20 protein-coding genes are annotated in these 15,470 nt (G+C 42.7%); 9 read left to right on the top strand and 11 right to left on the bottom strand.

The window, feature by feature from the left end; all coding sequences use genetic code 11:
* Positions 1-146 precede the first annotated feature (146 nt).
* The 11 genes from LC653_RS32740 to LC653_RS32690 form a co-directional block, all read right to left on the bottom strand.
* The gene (locus LC653_RS32740; protein WP_229498768.1) at positions 147-362 is read right to left on the bottom strand and encodes a hypothetical protein; all 216 of its coding nucleotides are present in this window, start codon (positions 360-362) and stop codon (positions 147-149) included.
* A 425-nt stretch (positions 363-787) separates the two neighbouring features.
* Positions 788-2,776 carry a plasmid replication protein, CyRepA1 family gene (locus LC653_RS32735; RefSeq protein WP_308189179.1) on the bottom strand — a complete coding sequence of 663 codons (1,989 nt, stop codon included), beginning with the start codon at positions 2,774-2,776 and terminating at the stop codon, positions 788-790.
* A gap of 115 nt (positions 2,777-2,891) precedes the next feature.
* The gene (locus tag LC653_RS32730; protein WP_229498767.1) at positions 2,892-3,491 is read right to left on the bottom strand and encodes an alpha-ketoglutarate-dependent dioxygenase AlkB family protein; all 600 of its coding nucleotides are present in this window, start codon (positions 3,489-3,491) and stop codon (positions 2,892-2,894) included.
* A gap of 45 nt (positions 3,492-3,536) precedes the next feature.
* Positions 3,537-4,298 (bottom strand): hypothetical protein, encoded by a 762-nt coding sequence (locus LC653_RS32725; RefSeq protein WP_229498766.1) that lies wholly within the window; start codon positions 4,296-4,298, stop codon positions 3,537-3,539.
* A 44-nt stretch (positions 4,299-4,342) separates the two neighbouring features.
* The gene (locus tag LC653_RS32720; protein WP_229498765.1) at positions 4,343-4,801 is read right to left on the bottom strand and encodes a DUF1392 domain-containing protein; all 459 of its coding nucleotides are present in this window, start codon (positions 4,799-4,801) and stop codon (positions 4,343-4,345) included.
* The gene (locus tag LC653_RS32715; protein WP_229498764.1) at positions 4,798-5,778 is read right to left on the bottom strand and encodes a DNA cytosine methyltransferase; all 981 of its coding nucleotides are present in this window, start codon (positions 5,776-5,778) and stop codon (positions 4,798-4,800) included. The genes LC653_RS32720 and LC653_RS32715 overlap by 4 nt, the downstream gene beginning before the upstream one ends.
* Positions 5,775-6,173 (bottom strand): helix-turn-helix domain-containing protein, encoded by a 399-nt coding sequence (locus LC653_RS32710; protein WP_229498763.1) that lies wholly within the window; start codon positions 6,171-6,173, stop codon positions 5,775-5,777. Before LC653_RS32710 ends, LC653_RS32715 begins: the two co-directional genes overlap by 4 nt.
* Positions 6,174-6,407: 234 nt before the next feature.
* Positions 6,408-6,704 (bottom strand): helix-turn-helix transcriptional regulator, encoded by a 297-nt coding sequence (locus LC653_RS32705; RefSeq protein WP_229498762.1) that lies wholly within the window; start codon positions 6,702-6,704, stop codon positions 6,408-6,410.
* Positions 6,705-6,781: 77 nt separating this feature from the next.
* A complete protein-coding gene (locus tag LC653_RS32700) occupies positions 6,782-6,979 on the bottom strand; it encodes a hypothetical protein (RefSeq protein ID WP_229498761.1) in 198 nt (65 codons plus the stop codon).
* A complete protein-coding gene (locus LC653_RS32695; protein WP_229498760.1) occupies positions 6,972-7,298 on the bottom strand; it encodes a hypothetical protein in 327 nt (108 codons plus the stop codon). Before LC653_RS32695 ends, LC653_RS32700 begins: the two co-directional genes overlap by 8 nt.
* 78 nt (positions 7,299-7,376) lie before the next feature.
* On the bottom strand, positions 7,377-8,426 hold the full coding sequence (locus LC653_RS32690; RefSeq protein WP_229498759.1) for a hypothetical protein: 1,050 nt from the start codon (positions 8,424-8,426) through the stop codon (positions 7,377-7,379).
* A gap of 162 nt (positions 8,427-8,588) precedes the next feature.
* On the opposite strand from LC653_RS32690, the gene LC653_RS32685 reads away from it, so the two are divergent.
* The 9 genes from LC653_RS32685 to LC653_RS32645 all read left to right on the top strand — a co-directional run bounded on the left by LC653_RS32685 (position 8,589) and on the right by LC653_RS32645 (position 15,449).
* Positions 8,589-8,810 (top strand): helix-turn-helix domain-containing protein, encoded by a 222-nt coding sequence (locus LC653_RS32685; RefSeq protein ID WP_229498758.1) that lies wholly within the window; start codon positions 8,589-8,591, stop codon positions 8,808-8,810.
* Between the two features lie 181 nt (positions 8,811-8,991).
* Positions 8,992-9,237, top strand: a complete 246-nt coding sequence (locus LC653_RS32680; protein ID WP_229498757.1) for a hypothetical protein — start codon at positions 8,992-8,994, stop codon at positions 9,235-9,237.
* A 250-nt stretch (positions 9,238-9,487) separates the two neighbouring features.
* Positions 9,488-9,700, top strand: a complete 213-nt coding sequence (locus LC653_RS32675; RefSeq protein ID WP_229498756.1) for a hypothetical protein — start codon at positions 9,488-9,490, stop codon at positions 9,698-9,700.
* Between the two features lie 257 nt (positions 9,701-9,957).
* Positions 9,958-10,260, top strand: a complete 303-nt coding sequence (locus LC653_RS32670; protein WP_229498755.1) for a hypothetical protein — start codon at positions 9,958-9,960, stop codon at positions 10,258-10,260.
* A gap of 2 nt (positions 10,261-10,262) precedes the next feature.
* Entirely contained in the window at positions 10,263-10,487 is a 225-nt protein-coding gene (locus tag LC653_RS32665) for a hypothetical protein (protein WP_229498754.1), read from the top strand.
* Between the two features lie 66 nt (positions 10,488-10,553).
* Entirely contained in the window at positions 10,554-12,197 is a 1,644-nt protein-coding gene (locus tag LC653_RS32660) for a sensor histidine kinase (RefSeq protein WP_229498753.1), read from the top strand.
* Between the two features lie 212 nt (positions 12,198-12,409).
* On the top strand, positions 12,410-12,796 hold the full coding sequence (locus LC653_RS32655) for a response regulator transcription factor (RefSeq protein WP_308189178.1): 387 nt from the start codon (positions 12,410-12,412) through the stop codon (positions 12,794-12,796).
* A gap of 77 nt (positions 12,797-12,873) precedes the next feature.
* A complete protein-coding gene (locus tag LC653_RS32650; protein ID WP_229498752.1) occupies positions 12,874-13,704 on the top strand; it encodes a response regulator transcription factor in 831 nt (276 codons plus the stop codon).
* 320 nt (positions 13,705-14,024) lie between these two features.
* Positions 14,025-15,449 carry a cache domain-containing protein gene (locus LC653_RS32645; protein ID WP_229498751.1) on the top strand — a complete coding sequence of 475 codons (1,425 nt, stop codon included), beginning with the start codon at positions 14,025-14,027 and terminating at the stop codon, positions 15,447-15,449.
* Positions 15,450-15,470: the final 21 nt, after the last annotated feature.

Raw genomic sequence — 15,470 nt, 5'->3', positions numbered from 1 at the left:
GCATCGCAGTACTGATCTACCACGGTGATCGTGGAGGTAGCCGTTCTTGAACCCAATTAAATACCCTTGCTAAGTTAAACTGTTAGTAATTAATTATACTCTCATGAGAGTAATAAAAGAGCGCTAATACCAAGCTTGGGTGTAAATCAAACCATCCATTCAGTCCACTGTGGGGCATCTGTCACCAGTTGAGCAAACTTGTCCGGGCTGACCTGATCAAACTTCAGCATCACGCCCCAATGCTCATCACTTGTTAGCGTACTGAGCAATTCTTTAACAGTATCAACCCCGTATACAAAGCGTTCCACCGCTAACTGAGCATTTCTGGGCTTGAGCGATGGCAAGGAGAACACCGCAGGCATCACAGAACTTTTTGGTGTACTGAGTGTATCTTAAGTTGCCAAGGATGTGATAGCATACCTTCAACAATTTTAGATAACATACCCAATCCATGAATCAAGTTCGACTCCCCAAAGTTAGCGTCGCCGTGATTGGTTTGGTAGTTGCAAGCGTATTTCATGCTACTCCCGTGCTGGGAGCTATTCTAACTAGACAAGAATTTTCAGGTGATTTTACCTTAGTCGATGCTACTACCCCATTCCTTACGAACTTTTTGCCAGAAGAGAGCGAATATTCGGGATTTGTGGTTTATTCAGAGTCCGGGACTTTGAGCGATTGGGAGGTTAACGTCAACAATCTAGACCTGAATTTGAAGAGAGGCTCTACTAATGGCGGTGACTTAACCCCAGATGTCGATTTTGAGCTTGATTCTGGGTCGAATTGGAATTTAGTCGACGTGTTGACTTCTCAGCAATCCCCCTATGGATGTAGAGCCATTGCCCACAACCGACATCCCCCATTCTCTCACCCAAATGTGACGGTCAACAGTTTCCCGGAGGCGTGCCAACATCTGACGGACGGAGTTAACCGGCTGCACACCCTGAAAAATTCCCCATACACCATCAAAATGTCCTCGAATGTCGATGCTGACTCCAGTTTCCAAACTTGGAGAAGCGATAACCAAATCATACTGGGTAAGAATTTCGTTCAAGTGAGCGATACAACCGAACGCTGGATGTGAGGGGTCTGCAACAGATTCGCTGTCTATTCTCAGGATTCGCAGGTGAGGGAATTTACGGCGAAAACGTTCTTCCAAGGCTTGCGTCCCCCATTTAGACTTAGCTTTTTGAGCAGAGCAGCAGAGTAAATGATGTCCCCCTTTGGTTATCGCTTTATCTAGTGCGGCGATGAGATTTTTCGGGTTACTGCCAGAGTAGTTGTAACAGTTGCCAGCTACGTGACGATAATTGTTGACGATTACAAACGGGTTAACTCGATATTCTCCAGCGAGTGATAAAACATACTTTACATCTGTGTCAGAAACATCGGCACTAGACAGGTAAATCTTTCCCTGACTGCTGCCCAAAACGTTTTGTACCAGTTGTTTGAGGTTTTTGAGAACAGATACCCGACGTTTCTGCACTTCAGTACCAGAGTTGAGAAGATGCCAGAATACTTGGTCACATTCATCAATAATAATTACATCATTAGACCAGTCATTGGGATTGAATCGCGCTTGACTTTCCTGATGCAGCGAATCAACACATACGCCGTATCCTAATAATGTGCCTGTTTCATTCGTGCGGACTTCAGTAACATAGTTAACACCAAACCGATTACAGAGTGCCTCCCCTAATTGAATGCGATGGGTGATGATTAATACCCTCTGCCCTTGGTCATGTGCTTTGGCCACCTCAGTTGCCAGCCATTCGGTTTTACCCGTGCCTTTGGGAGCTTTGAGGATAATCAGTTTTTCACCTTCGGGGACGAGAAGCTGACCGAGGAATCTTTGGTTGAGTGCGATTGACGGCGGGTAAGTCAGCAGAGTAAACAGCTTAATCTCCCATAACTCCAGTGCAACGGCAGTATTGTAGAGTGCGTCAAATGCTGGCTGCCCTTTAGCAACGATAAAATCATCAACCCCTTTCTCTTGGCCAAAAGGTAAATCAATCACTCGCAGCGAACAGCCCTCATTTACCAGCAGCCGTCCCATGCGACTGATGGCGGTTCTCACCCGTTGGACTGTCTCAGGTTTGTTGTCCTGGTCAAAGCAGATGTTAACAAGTCTCCCCTGTGTTGCAAAATGTTTCAAGTCGGGAATCAGCGAGGGTTTACCAATGGCAGTACCGTACTCATCAGTAGGTGTGCGGTATCCAGCATTCACACCGGGGATAGCGATCGCTGCATAACCAGCTGTTAATAATGCCCCCGCTTTCTTGACACCTTCTACAATTGTCACTGGTACATTGTGTTGGCAAACCCAATGCCAGAAGCCCCCAGGATGCTGTAGGTCAAATTCTGTGATCGGAATGCCGCAACGTAGGGAGACTTTCACCCAGATGTGATTCGGTACTAAGAGGAAGAAAGTGCGTGTCTCTTCTCTGTAAGGATGCTCGTATTTTATGAACTTGTGGATTTTTTGGCGATCGCGTCTGGGGTGGTCGGGTTTGAAGCAGCCCCACATCATTAGGGCGTATTCGTTGAGCGGGTCAATCCCACTGCACCACCAGCCACCTAATTCAATGTGCTGGTATTTTTTCAAGTCCCTGTCTCTGAGCCGCCCATCATTGCGACGGGAGATTTTGGGACTGTAGAGCAGATATTCGTAGGGTAAAGTCCCATAGAGCGATTTGACATTCGCCTTGAAGATTTCTTCGTCAACTCCACTGTTGAGCCATTCAGTTAAATGCTGGTTTTGTGAACTAATTGTAGTCATATCCCCTCCATAAATAGGCGCAGAAAAATGGAGCGGCATTGCACCCATGCCGCCGGTTCAACTTTTTGTGAGAGCTTTTGCTGGCTATGAAATCCTGACTAAGCCAGCCAGGGGGTTATTTGTTCCCCCCGGTGTGCGGTCGAAACGTGAGATTAATTCGCGTGCTAACAACTTTGTTGGTCTTCGGAACTTGATGCAGATGTGTAGACTGGCAGCCGGGGTGCATCACAAGCAAGCTCCCGTGTTCCAGCCAGAAATCTGTTGGTTTACCGCCGATGGCTTTGATTTGGAATTTGCGACATGACCCCAAGCTGACTGATGCGATTGCAGGGTTAAATCCCATCAATGGTTCGATGTCTGTGTGCCAGCCGATGCTGTCTTGTCCACTGCGGTACTGATTACCAATGACGATACGGAATTTGTAACCAGTCAACGCAGTTATGCGATCGCGCAAGCTAGACAGAGCTTCTGTCCACCATAGTGGTTTCAAAAATACGCTGTTGGAGTATAGGTAATCACATCCGGCATTACCATAAATGCACTCAAGGCGCGGGACGGGCAGAGTTTTACCCAACATCCTGATTTGATTCTGCTGCCACTCTAGTTTCAAGCAGTGTTGGTAGAGTTCGTTTGCTTGTTCTAGAGTTAAGAAATCAGGGTAGTAAGTGATAGGTAAAACTGGAGTTAATTCAGTGAATAAATTGAGTTGTTGCATGGTATTTTTGTCCAACTGAAGAAAGTATTCTGAAGACAATTGCTGTTAGTTTTGACCAGTAGAGAAAACCTCAATCAACACACTTTCTGGATACAAACCGACTTTTCCAAAACGTGGATCATGAATGCGTTCTATTTCTATCCCTTGTTTCCGACACAATGCGCTTGCCTTTCTACCTTTAGCACCTGCTTCTTTAACCGAAATTTCTAAACCTTGAAGATTGGCAAATCCAACAACACTGTATTTATGTCCACATGGGGTATTTACTCTGTCTTGCTCAACTTCAACAGCTTTTAGCCGATGCAAAATTTCAGTCTGTTGCTGCTGCTGTTGGAGTAAATGCTGTTCTTGCTCTGCCAATTGTTGTGCTAAAGCGGCGAGTAACTGTATTTGAGTCATTCCTGTTTCGGAAGGATTGGCGGGTTTAGTCCAGCCCAATTTGTCTTGAATCCATGCCCGAATACCGATGGTGTTGAATGAACGGCATACCAATCTGGCTTGTTTGGTACAGTATCTACCAGCTTCGTAAGCGTAGTACTCTAAGATAATTGCGATCGCAACATCTGGGATACCATTAGTTCTCCATTCGTTCAGGTCGGTAGCTTTAAACCCTTGCAGCATAAGCTCTTTAGCTAATTTTGATGGTACTAGGTCGGCGCTTGATTTTAAAGCTTTTCTGATAGATTCGTCATCAACTCCAGCTAGTCGTGCAGTGGCTTTGATACTGGCTTTACCATGACCATTGGAGTCTACTTCAATCTCTTGAGATATTTGCTTTATGATTTCGGCGATTTCAATTTGTGACATAACTCTAGTTGGGTGATAATTTTTCGTTGTGTGATTAAAGAGAATCAAGCATTTACTCGCACTAAACTTTTTTCACCAACTAATGAGAAACGATTTGATATAGTTGGTGTCTTAATTAACGTTGGTGACATCAATTCAACAAGGTAAAACCAAGAATTATGCACCAGTGCAATTCCTAGAATCAGCCGTTGTTTTGTTCCCTTATCGTGAGAACAGAGGATCACTCTTTCACCCAAAACAAAAGCAGGTTTTTGCACAGTGATGGCTTCTAATTCTCCAGTCCCGATGATTTGGTTTTGTGTGGCGTGGAGTATTTCATTACGGCAATCAATTGAATAAAGCCAACATTCATGCTTCCACTGAATACCGCAGCAGTAACCAAATGTTCTGGTGGTTCGGAGGTAGACTCTCTCTAGCAAATTGACTTCAACAGGTGGAATTGTTTGTCCCCAAGGTGGAGAAAGATACCAACTTGTTAAGAATACGTTAATGTTATCAATCATGAGTTTTTCTGTTGTTGCTTAAAAATTCTTTTCAGACGTTCAAAAATTAGTGCAGCGCATTGGGGGACAATGGCATTGCCCAGAGCTATCAGCTGTTGTTTGTGTTGTCTTCTGAGCGCAAGGTATTGTGTATAGAGTTGGTGATATTCTGCAAGCTCTTGTTGCGTAAGCGCTGCAATTTCTCTACGACTGAGCCGACTGAAGCTGGGGACTGTGGCGGCACACAACCAAGGAGTAAGTTCGGTGTGGGTAAGGAGACATCCGTCCAGCCTTGTGGAAAGCCCATCATCGCCTCTACTAGATGCGGGTTGAGAGAACGCCCCGTATTCAACTGAGTTGGTAAGTCTGTGTTTCTGGGAGTTACCAGCATTAGCGCTGCCGACAGATGCAGGGTTTGTCCGCTCTTGTGTGTACTGACTCCAGGATGTATGCCGTCTTGGGCTTTGGGAGTAGGCAATAATCCAAACTCGTTCTCGTTTGTGGATGGCCCCCACATGGTTTGCCGAAAGCACTCCCCATTCAACATCAAACCCCAACGAGGCAAACTGCCACAGTACGGTACGGAGAAATTGACCCGATTCAGCAACGAGCAATCCGGGTACGTTTTCCACAATTGCCCATTTTGGTCGAATCTCGCAAAGGATTCTCTTGAATTCACCGAACAGGTTGCGCTCGTCTTGGAATGCAAGGCGTTTTCCGGCGAGGCTGAAGGGAGGGCAGGGGAGTCCGGCGATGATGCCATCAACTTCTCCAACTCCCACTCGGTAAAGAGACTCAGTTGTGATGTCATGAATGTCTGGAATAATTGGAATATGCGGGAAGCGTAGACTTAACACCTGCTGGCAGTACTCGTTGATTTCACAAAAAGCCACAGTCTTGAAACCGCCGCTAATCATGTGGCCAAGGGTGAAGCCGCCGATGCCGGAGCAGAGGTCAAGGACTTCTTGAGTGTTTTGGGGAGCGATTTGCTGTGTCATGCTTTTCTCCCTAACAAGTAATTAATTGCTTCTGGATCAAGAGAGGTGATACGTTTTTTAATTGATTGGGGTGGATGGTCAAAAAACTGCTTAAGATGCCATTTCCGAATCTGATAATGTCTAGCAGAGCGTTTTGTAGCTTTGAGCCATCCTCGTTTTACCCATCTACAAACAGTTGATAGGTTCAATTGAAGAACTTGAGCAATTTCTTTACAAGAATAGTTATCAAGAGTGGGACGGGCTGAATAACCTAAACTATTTAACTTCAGATAAATTGCAACTGGTGTGCGATAGAATCCTCGTCTTTTTAAGCTTGAGGCTATTTGTTTGACTGTATAGACTTCGGCTTTCTCTTCAATAATTGCGAGTTCTTCATCAGTCCATTTGATATTCATAATGTCACCTCTGATATTGATGCAGAAATAGAATATGTGCCAGCTTGTTATTGTACGATTTGAGCGCTGATAGATTCAAAGTCAAAACAATTCAAAATTCAAAATTCAAAATTCAAAATTATTTAGGATTGTTTTGCTTGGTTTTGACTATTATTGATGCGATTATTTTGATGAGTTCTTCGCTTTCATAGTTGTATCCTTGTGTTTGATATTGAGATTCAAGGGAGAAAGCGATTACGGAGAGCGCCACTGTTGGATGAATTTCAGTAGGGCTATGATTTTGGAAGAGATAAACTCTGTTGTTTCGTCAATACCTTCGTCAATGTGTTCAGCCAGAAACAGAATTGAGGATAGTGGTACATCAAAGGCTTCGGAATAGCGCAGTAATAGGGCGAGACTTGGCTTTTTAGTTTCTGATTCAATTTCAGATAAATGTGATTTGCCTATTTGAAGCTTTTGCGCTAGTTCTGTTTGTGTGAGTTCGTGAGAGACGCGAATTGCTTTTAAAGCCTTAGCGATTGATTCAGTCATCAATATTTGAGTTAATAAATGACATTTGTAAATAGGAGGTAGAAGAGAATTAATTTGTCTTCTCCTCCAGCAATTCATTAGTCAGCAATCTCCAACAAAAAGCCGCGTCCCGTGTTCTGTACTTGCACCAGTTCTTTATCCAACAGAGTTTGAATTACTGAATTGGAGAATTGGAATTGCAGACGATGCAATGGAACACAACCGCCGCAAAGCTGAAGTGAACGCAGCAAATGATTTGCTCTACGGTCAAAGCTGTTGTTTACTTCCTTAGCCATTGTTTGCACCTCTAGTTAATACGGTTAACTGTCGGTTGAGAATACTTATTTGCTGTTGGTAAAAGTCAATTTCAGCAGTGATTTGGTTGAATAATTCTTCTGGGGAGAGTGGTTGAATTTGATTTTCCTGAAAGTGGAACAATTCGTCAGAGTTTTTATTAGGCATTAGCGCATAGCGCCAACCATCACCAAATTGTTCAGCTAGTTCTGTACCATCAGGGTAGTACTCAAGTCCTAGAATGATGCCGCCCTTTGTACGCTGTTCCAAGGCAAAGTGAGGGTAGCCCCAGTGTTGGGGGATTGATATTGTGGGTTGCATTGATTTAATGGGGATTGTTGAGAATGTGGTGATGAGAGGCGATCGCAGTTGTCAAGCGATCGCCTGGAATGAGAATAATTACGCCGTGACTAACTCCGCTCTCTCCAGCAGCCGTTGCAATTTATCGCCAGTTAGCTGTTCTAACGGTTGCTCTAAAAAATATTCATCAAAAATGGATTTACCATTAGTAGACACGTCCACTATCGACAGCGATTGAACTGCTTCCATTGCAGAGTCACAAGGTATGGGCTGTTGGGTTTCGTCAGTTGCGCGTATGAACCACCAGCCAGTGTCAGTATGCCCCACTTCGCCCAGTTTGATGTCGTTTTGATAAATCCCATCGTCCAGGATTTCAAACCCGTACTTTTCACATTCAGCGAAAATCTGTGCCACGACTTCGTTACTAATGGTGCAAACTTCTTCTGGTAATTGCTCTTGTACTGGTAGCGTACCTTGCTGATACTGTTGTTTGATGTAGCTATGGCATCTGGCAGCCGAGAGGTCGCGAAAAATCTCAACGTTGTTTACCAGTACTCGCCAGTATAGGTTTTGGTAGTTGCCGTGGTCGTAGCTAATGCTGGCTACAAGGTAGTCCCCTACAAACGCTTCCTGGTCATAAAACGAGATTTCCAGAATTGTTGGAGCTTCTGCCACTTCTAATGGTGCTGGGAAAGTTTCTCTAAGTGTGCCGTCTTTGTAATGCCATTCTATGAAGCGTTGACATCTGTTAGGGGTGGTAGCTCGGAATTCTTCTTTGCCGTTGACCATAACGAGCCAAGGTTGGGTGACGAATTCATCGTGGTCGTATGCGATGTAGGCTATCAGTTCTTTGCCACAGTAGACCTCGTGGTGGTAGAAGTTGATTTCTACGGTTGTCAGTGGTTCGGGAGCGATCGCTTGGGCTTGGGCGGCGATGTAGTTGTTGAGTTCGGCTTGAGCTGCGGCTTGTTCGTCGGGGGCAATTTTCTGAATCTTGCTAGCTTGGTAATTAGCGATCGCACTAATCCAAGAATCCTTGCAACGTTTGTCGCTAACCTCAACTGTGCAGCCGATTTCAGAGTAGATTTGCTTGAGTCGGGCTATGGATTTCAGTTGCAGCTGTTGATGGCTATAGATGATGTGAGTCATAATTGAAAGGCTCTTTAAATTTAGGGCAAGAGAAGCGCTTCGGATTGGTAGTCAGGGGCGCTTTCTCTATAATTTAATACTACCAAAAATTTTATACTATTGCAATAATTGCACCATATATTTTTGCAGTATAATAGTCGTAGTAGTATAGAGGTTATGCCTATGCGAAACAAAATCAAGCAATTTTTAGAGAGTCGAGGGCTGTCAGCTTATCGAATGATTCAAGATGCCAAAATTTCTGATACGACAGGGTACAAATTAGCAGCAGATCCTACTTACATCCCCTCGTCCAAAATTTTGGAAGCTCTTTGCGAAACTTACAGGATTCAACCAGGAGAGATACTAGAGTGGTTTCCAGCAGAGGAGAAAAGCGAAGATGATTAATCCTTCGGTCATAAACCTCCTAGAACTCCCTTCAGTAACCTTGGAACAGCGATCGCATTTGCCTAGCATTCCATGCATTTATTTCGCTATTGACTCTCTAGGAGTAGTTCACTACATAGGAAGATCAGTTAATCTCCAACAGCGATAGGTACAACATCATCGCCAGCGACATCTCGAAACTATGAGTTCAGTCCGAATTGCTTGGTTAACTGTAGACACACAAGAGCTACTACCAGGGATTGAAGCTGCGTTAATTAATTGGTTTGCTCCAGCCTTGAATGGTAGTGATTTGTTGCCTTCAGGTGGAATAAAGGTAGGCTGGGAAATAGATGTTCCTGAGTTGGGGCAATGCATCCGAGATGCAATACATGAGTCAGGTCGTACTATTACTCAATTGGCTGCGGAGGCTGACATCTCATGTTGCTAATTGGTATGCAATTGAGCAAGAGCGGATAAAAGTACTGCCACTGCCTACGCTAAGACGAATTGAGCAGGTTTTAGGCATTGATTTTGGAGTGCAACCGTGATTGGAGCAAAGATGATTGACCCTCAGACCATCAATCTTCTTGCTCTCCCCTCTGTTTTATTAGAGAAGAAACCGCATTTTCCAACCACGCCCAAAATATACGTTGCAATTGACCCTGAAAAAATATTGTTGAACTAGAGAACGTGGAAACATGAATAATCCACCTTCTAGAAGCAACAAAGCCACCTCTGCCGCATCTACCGATTCAACTTCAGCAGCAAACTCTGCAAATGAGGATATCTCCCAGCAAGTAGATCCCGCTACAGCAACAATTACGGTTAGCGCTGTCGAAGTTCCAAAGTTGACCGAGGAAGAACAGCGCGATAAGCCTGACGGCATGGCTACGCTTACCGCCTACATTTAGAGCGCCGTGTGGAAAAAGCGTTTTTTGAGGCAGCTAAGGCATTCGCAGAATTGCGCGATGGGCTACGCCCCGCCGTAGGCGATCGCAATTATATCTTAATCGCGCCCGCAAATTAACTTAGTTGGTGTTAACTAGCAGTATATTTGTGAACTCTTTCTTCATAAAGTATTAGTTTTCATGTGTTGTTGTTAAATATTAGATAGCAACTAACTTGATTATGATTGAATATACTTAAGTGCTGGTAGTAGAGAGATACAATGTCCTGTTGGAGTTTGAATGGATGGAGCGCTTTGTTGGGTATTGCCATAGTTAGCGTTAGCACTTTTTCTTGGAATTGTACGAACGCTGAAATTACTTCAGATGAGACTCTACCTACTAACTCCAGCATCCAAAAAGAAAGTAACACCTTCAATATCACCGGAGAAATTAAATCTGGAGGTAACTTATTTTACAGCATTGAAGAGTTTTCTGTCCCTACTTCTAATGGGTTGTTTGCCAGTACTGAAGGTACAGGGACATCTAGAGACTTAACGATTAACACTCGTAATTTGCGTCATTAAAGATGGAGTACAAGTTAGTGGAAGCACTTTTGATGCAGGAAAGGGGGGATGTGTCTCTCACCGCCGATTTTATACAGATAATTGGTATCTTTGGCTTTGGTAAGGCTTCTAGCAGGTTGTTTCATCACTCCCTTCTTTACACAATTAATCTTAGACCGAGTAGTAGCGCAGCGATCAATCAAGCGCGATCACTTGGACTTACTCCATTGCTCATGCTTCATATCTAGCAAACTTTTCATCTTTTTATAACCGTAAAATTCACGTTTCATTATAAATGATTAGTATTGAAACTTATGATTTTCACAAACAATTTTTCGGAATTACATAACTCTCAAGCCGATACATTGCAATTAGAAGAAAAGTTGCATTTTAGTAAATTTTTAATGGAACGTTTAACAGATGCAATTTTATGGATAAATTCAGATGCACGGATTATATATGTCAATCAGGCAGCTTGTAATTTAGTAGGTGCTGACTACGAAGAATTACTTTCTCTGACTATACATGACGTAATATTAGACTTTCCGCTAGAAGTTTGGTCGAACTACTGGAAAACTATCAAAAAACAGGGTTCCTTATACTTGAAATCTGGATATAAAACTTCAAAAGAGCAGTGTTTGAGAGTGGAAATCACTGTTAGTTATATGGAATATGAAGCCAAAGAGTATGGTTGTATCTTGCTTCGAGACATCAGCAAACGCAAACAAGCTTCATTCGCCTTAGATAAAGCTAATCAAGTACTAGAGTATAGAGTAGAAGAGGTTCTAACTGAATCAAAGTACGTCAAGCAGGAATTATCTCATGAAGGGGCAGAGTGCAAGTGGGTAAAAGCAAAATTGGAGAATTCTCTTTGCTTACTTCAAGCAACTCTAGAATCTATCGCTGACGGTATTATTGCCATCGGATGCGATGGAGATATTGTTAGTCTTAATCAGAAATTTGTGCAGATGTGGCAGATTCCAGATTCCATTATTACTTTACGCCATCATAATCAATATTTGAGTTTTTATAAGAATCAAGTTAAAAACCCAGAAATATTTTGCACAGATGTCTACCAACTCGATAGCCAAAATAATTTTGAAAGCTATGACACTTTAGAATTGAAAGATGGGAGGGTTTTCGAGCGATACAGTAAACCTCTGCGACTTGGTAAAGAAGTTATCGGAGTGGTATGGAGCTTTCGAGACATTACTGAATGCCAACAAGCAAAAGAAAAAATTCACCAAATTCTTGAACAAGAAAAACAACTTGCTGAAGATAGAGCGCAGTTTGTCTCTATGGTTTCTCATGAATTCCGCAGCCCGCTGAATGTCATTTCATATTCCACTAGTTTATTGAAACGTCATAGTCACCACTGGAGCGATGAGAAAAAACTCCAGTATTTGCAGCGCCTTCAAACAGCAACTGAACAGATTAGTCAATTAATGGATGAAGTTCTTCTAATTGGGAGTGCAGAAGCTGGAAAGCTACACTGTGAGCTAAAACCGCTTGATTTAAACTTATTTTGCCGTGAAATATTGGCAGAAATAAACTTGCAAACCAATAGCCTAAATGTAGTTAACTTCGTTAGCAAAGGTAATTGTAGACCAGTGTGGGTAGATAAAAAATTGCTCCAACCAGTTTTAATTAATTTACTTTCAAATGCTCTTAAATATTCTCCCAGAAGTACTCAAGTTGATTTCATATTATCTTACCAAAATGAAAAAGTTATTTTTCAAATTCAGGATAAGGGAATTGGTATTTCCTTAAGAGATCAAGAACAGTTGTTTAAGCCATTTTTTCGAGGTAAAAATGTAGGTGACATACCAGGTAATGGACTTGGGCTAGCAATTGTCAAAAAGCTTTTAGACTTGCATAATAGTCAAATTAACGTGGTGAGTGAGGTTGGAAAAGGTACTATTTTTACAGTTACATTATTCTTAAAACAACCACTATGAATAAAAACTTTTGTAGTTTTGTTCTTGTCTACAGTAGATTTGACTATGCAATAATTGGTTAAGTGAGAACTCCACTCACTGATTATGAGTAACAACTATAGTACGAGACTTCTGCTAGGAAAGCTAAAAAAGTGCTAGTCTCGTTTAAAGAAAAGGGATTGTCATTGAGTTTGGCATCCGCTAATCTAAAAAGGTTGATAGCCAGGTAGATAATGAAAAAAGTTTTAGTAATTGAAGATGAGGCGCAAACACGAGACATATTAGTAGAAAGCCTGGAAGCGGAAGGTTTTGATACCATTTGTGCAGAAAACGGTCGTGTTGGTGTCAAGAAAGCACAAGAATACTTACCTGACTTAGTAATTTGCGACATCATAATGCCAGAACTAGATGGTTACGGTGTTCTGACTACGCTGCGCCAAAACTTGTTGACACAGAAGATTCCATTGATTTTTTTGACGGGTAGGACTACCGATGTAGAACAGTTTTATGGCATGGATCTCGGAGCAAATGCCTATGTTACTAAACCTTGTACAGTCGAGGCTTTACTAGCAGCGATCGCTAAAGTTTGTGAACTTTACACGGCGGTCAAATCGGTATGATCTATGAAATAAATTTTTTGCATAATTTTGATCTTTTGGATTGATTAATAATTCATCAGTTAACATCAGAGCCAATTATGACAAAAGTTTTGGTGATTGAAGATGAGACACAAACCCGAGATATATTTCTAGATAGCCTAGAGGCCGAAGGTTTTGAAGCCATCGGTGCAAAAAATGGTCTTGTTGGTGTGCAAAAGATATTAGAAAATTTCCCAGATTTGGTACTTTGCGACATTATGATGCCAGAACTTGATGGTTACGGCGTTCTCTCAACTCTGCGTCAAAATCCTGCCACAGCGATGATTCCTTTCATTTTTCTGACTGCTAAGGCTACTAAGGCTGAACTTCGCCAAGGCATGAATTTGGGAGCTGATGACTATCTTACAAAACCCTCCACGGTAGAGGAATTATTGGCAGCGATCGCAACTCGACTGCAAAAACAAGCAGCCATAAAGGAGTATTACGCCAACCTATCCCAACAAGTTCCAGTTCTACCTTCATCTGAAACCACAAAATTTGTAAATTCTCAGTCAATATTCCCTTCTGACTCTAATCTTAACCAAGTATTTGAGTACATTGAAGCAAACTACTATCAACCGATTAGCTTACAAGATGTGGCTCTTGCAGTTGGTTACTGTCCTGCTTATTTAACTGACTTAGTGCGCCGTCATACAGGACAAACGGTGAATCATTGGATTATCGAACGCCGAATGGCAGCCGCACGTACCTTGCTGATGGAAGGTAATATGTGCGTGAATCAGATTGCTGAAACAGTCGGTTATCAGCATGAGGGTCATTTTTTCCGCCAGTTTCGCCAGTATCACCAAACGACTCCTCAAGCCTGGAGAAAGGCACAACGCACTGATAATGCTACACTCAAAAAAATCGGCGGGAATCCTATCCCTTAAGAAGTGTCCAAGATAGCCACCCGCCGATTTAGTCATTAGTCCTTAGTTATTAGTCATTAGTTAGTGCTAATGACTAATAACTAAGGACTTCAATTTCCCCACGGCTACGAAAACGAGCAGAGCGATGTTTTCGTAGCCGTGGCATGAGTTAATAAACAGTAAACCTAAAAAAGTGAGAGTCATATATAAAAATTGTGCATTCAATTACTCGGTTGCCTCTATTAAGCTGCTAAGTATTCATCGGTACATTGATAATTTTCTGTTATTCCTATAGTAAAGTTAGAAATTCTTATACCTTAGCCCGTCTTGGCATTTACAAAATGAAGCACCTGCATCGGTTTCTTTACGCGCCTACCTGGTCAATCGCTGCCAAAATTTCGGTAGCATTGGTTTGTGCTGTGCTGATACCGATGATCTTCACTGTCTGCTACAACCTGCAACAGAGCTTAAACAGTGTAGAGGCTGGCGAATACCGCAAACTGGAACTGTTGGCCAGCAGTAGTGCTAGTCGCTTTGACCAGTTAATTATTGATCGCCATCGTGTGGTTTCTCAAGTCAGCAACGATCGCCATCTGGTGGATTTTCTGGCTGCTGACACATTACAAAAGCGAGAAAGTTACCGCCCCAACCTGCAACAAACTTTAGAAAAGGTTTTCCGCTCTTATCCAGATATTGATGCTGTCTTGCTGATGGATAAGAAAGGTCAATGCCTCGCTGCAACAGATCCAAAATTCATTGGTCAAAACTATTCCACTATCCAGGATAACTTTTACGGATTTAGCAGCTTGGTGAACGAAACAACCGAAAGTCCAGGAATGTTCTTCTCTGGGCCCGTGCGATCGCCCAATGGGGAGATTGTCGGAACTACTCTACTCAATATTAGGGCAGAAGATATCTGGACAACTATTAATGCCTTACATATAGGCTTTCAGAGCAATATCTTCCTGATTGACCAACAAGGAGTAATCATTAGTCATCCCGATCCATCTCTTCTATACCATAGCCTCGTGCCAGTGTCAACTAAGACGCTAAAGCAGGTTATTCACGATAAACACTACGGTGTGGATGAGATTGAGAGTTTGGATATTGCTGACTTAAAGGTGATGGTGAGAGCCACACAGCCGGGACACGCTACCTATCAATTGCCGCGATCGCAGATGCCGGAGATAGTCGGTTTTGCACCCTTAGCAACCCAGCCTTGGGTATTGGGAGTCAGTCAACCCAAAGCAGAGTTTACCGCTCCTTTGAATCGCCTGATTTGGCTCAATAGCAGCAGTGTGGTGATTGTTGGGGGAATTACGGCAATCATCGCGCTGCTGTTAGGATTGAATATTTCTCGACCAATTCACGCTCTGACAGTTGCAGCCCAAGCATTAGAGGATGACGATTTTGATTCTCATGTGTTGGAACTACGCGAGAGTTTGGCTCAATTAGGTCATACACAAGATGATGTTGGTCAATTAGTGCGTATTTTCTTAGAGATGGCTGAAGAAGTGAGGATGCGAGATCAGAAGTTGAAAATGCAAGTTCAGGAACTTCGCATTGAGATTGACGAAACCAAAAGAGCTACCCACGTTGCAGAAATAACCGAAAATGAACATTTTCAAGAGTTACAAAAAAAGATCCAAAAACTCAAACAACACGAAGTAATTACTAGCGAAACTGAGACAGAGTACTACCAGAGATTGCAAAATCAAGTGGAATCTTTGAAAGAGCGATCGCCCACCTGTGAGCCATTAAAATAATTCGTAATTATGGCAAGATCG

The organism is Nostoc mirabile CHAB5784, assembly GCF_020829645.1.
Classification (GTDB): Bacteria; Cyanobacteriota; Cyanobacteriia; order Cyanobacteriales; family Nostocaceae; genus Nostoc; species Nostoc mirabile.
Note: the sequence above shows the minus strand (reverse complement) of the source record. Positions and strands in the feature narration are given on the sequence as shown.

What these genes read in the sequence shown, in the direction of transcription:
- LC653_RS32710 (WP_229498763.1), bottom strand. Translation starts at nt 6,173, where the DNA reads ATGAATATCAAATGGACTGATGAAGAACTCGCAATTATTGAAGAGAAA.
- LC653_RS32725 (WP_229498766.1), bottom strand. Translation starts at nt 4,298, where the DNA reads ATGTCACAAATTGAAATCGCCGAAATCATAAAGCAAATATCTCAAGAG.
- LC653_RS32715 (WP_229498764.1), bottom strand. Translation starts at nt 5,778, where the DNA reads ATGACACAGCAAATCGCTCCCCAAAACACTCAAGAAGTCCTTGACCTC.
- LC653_RS32730 (WP_229498767.1), bottom strand. Translation starts at nt 3,491, where the DNA reads ATGCAACAACTCAATTTATTCACTGAATTAACTCCAGTTTTACCTATC.
- LC653_RS32685 (WP_229498758.1), top strand. Translation starts at nt 8,589, where the DNA reads ATGCGAAACAAAATCAAGCAATTTTTAGAGAGTCGAGGGCTGTCAGCT.
- LC653_RS32740 (WP_229498768.1), bottom strand. Translation starts at nt 362, where the DNA reads ATGCCTGCGGTGTTCTCCTTGCCATCGCTCAAGCCCAGAAATGCTCAG.
- LC653_RS32650 (WP_229498752.1), top strand. Translation starts at nt 12,874, where the DNA reads ATGACAAAAGTTTTGGTGATTGAAGATGAGACACAAACCCGAGATATA.
- LC653_RS32735 (WP_308189179.1), bottom strand. Translation starts at nt 2,776, where the DNA reads ATGACTACAATTAGTTCACAAAACCAGCATTTAACTGAATGGCTCAAC.
- LC653_RS32655 (WP_308189178.1), top strand. Translation starts at nt 12,410, where the DNA reads ATGAAAAAAGTTTTAGTAATTGAAGATGAGGCGCAAACACGAGACATA.
- LC653_RS32690 (WP_229498759.1), bottom strand. Translation starts at nt 8,426, where the DNA reads ATGACTCACATCATCTATAGCCATCAACAGCTGCAACTGAAATCCATA.
- LC653_RS32670 (WP_229498755.1), top strand. Translation starts at nt 9,958, where the DNA reads ATGTCCTGTTGGAGTTTGAATGGATGGAGCGCTTTGTTGGGTATTGCC.
- LC653_RS32705 (WP_229498762.1), bottom strand. Translation starts at nt 6,704, where the DNA reads ATGACTGAATCAATCGCTAAGGCTTTAAAAGCAATTCGCGTCTCTCAC.
- LC653_RS32680 (WP_229498757.1), top strand. Translation starts at nt 8,992, where the DNA reads ATGAGTTCAGTCCGAATTGCTTGGTTAACTGTAGACACACAAGAGCTA.
- LC653_RS32645 (WP_229498751.1), top strand. Translation starts at nt 14,025, where the DNA reads ATGAAGCACCTGCATCGGTTTCTTTACGCGCCTACCTGGTCAATCGCT.
- LC653_RS32675 (WP_229498756.1), top strand. Translation starts at nt 9,488, where the DNA reads ATGAATAATCCACCTTCTAGAAGCAACAAAGCCACCTCTGCCGCATCT.
- LC653_RS32695 (WP_229498760.1), bottom strand. Translation starts at nt 7,298, where the DNA reads ATGCAACCCACAATATCAATCCCCCAACACTGGGGCTACCCTCACTTT.
- LC653_RS32660 (WP_229498753.1), top strand. Translation starts at nt 10,554, where the DNA reads ATGATTTTCACAAACAATTTTTCGGAATTACATAACTCTCAAGCCGAT.
- LC653_RS32720 (WP_229498765.1), bottom strand. Translation starts at nt 4,801, where the DNA reads ATGATTGATAACATTAACGTATTCTTAACAAGTTGGTATCTTTCTCCA.
- LC653_RS32665 (WP_229498754.1), top strand. Translation starts at nt 10,263, where the DNA reads ATGGAGTACAAGTTAGTGGAAGCACTTTTGATGCAGGAAAGGGGGGAT.
- LC653_RS32700 (WP_229498761.1), bottom strand. Translation starts at nt 6,979, where the DNA reads ATGGCTAAGGAAGTAAACAACAGCTTTGACCGTAGAGCAAATCATTTG.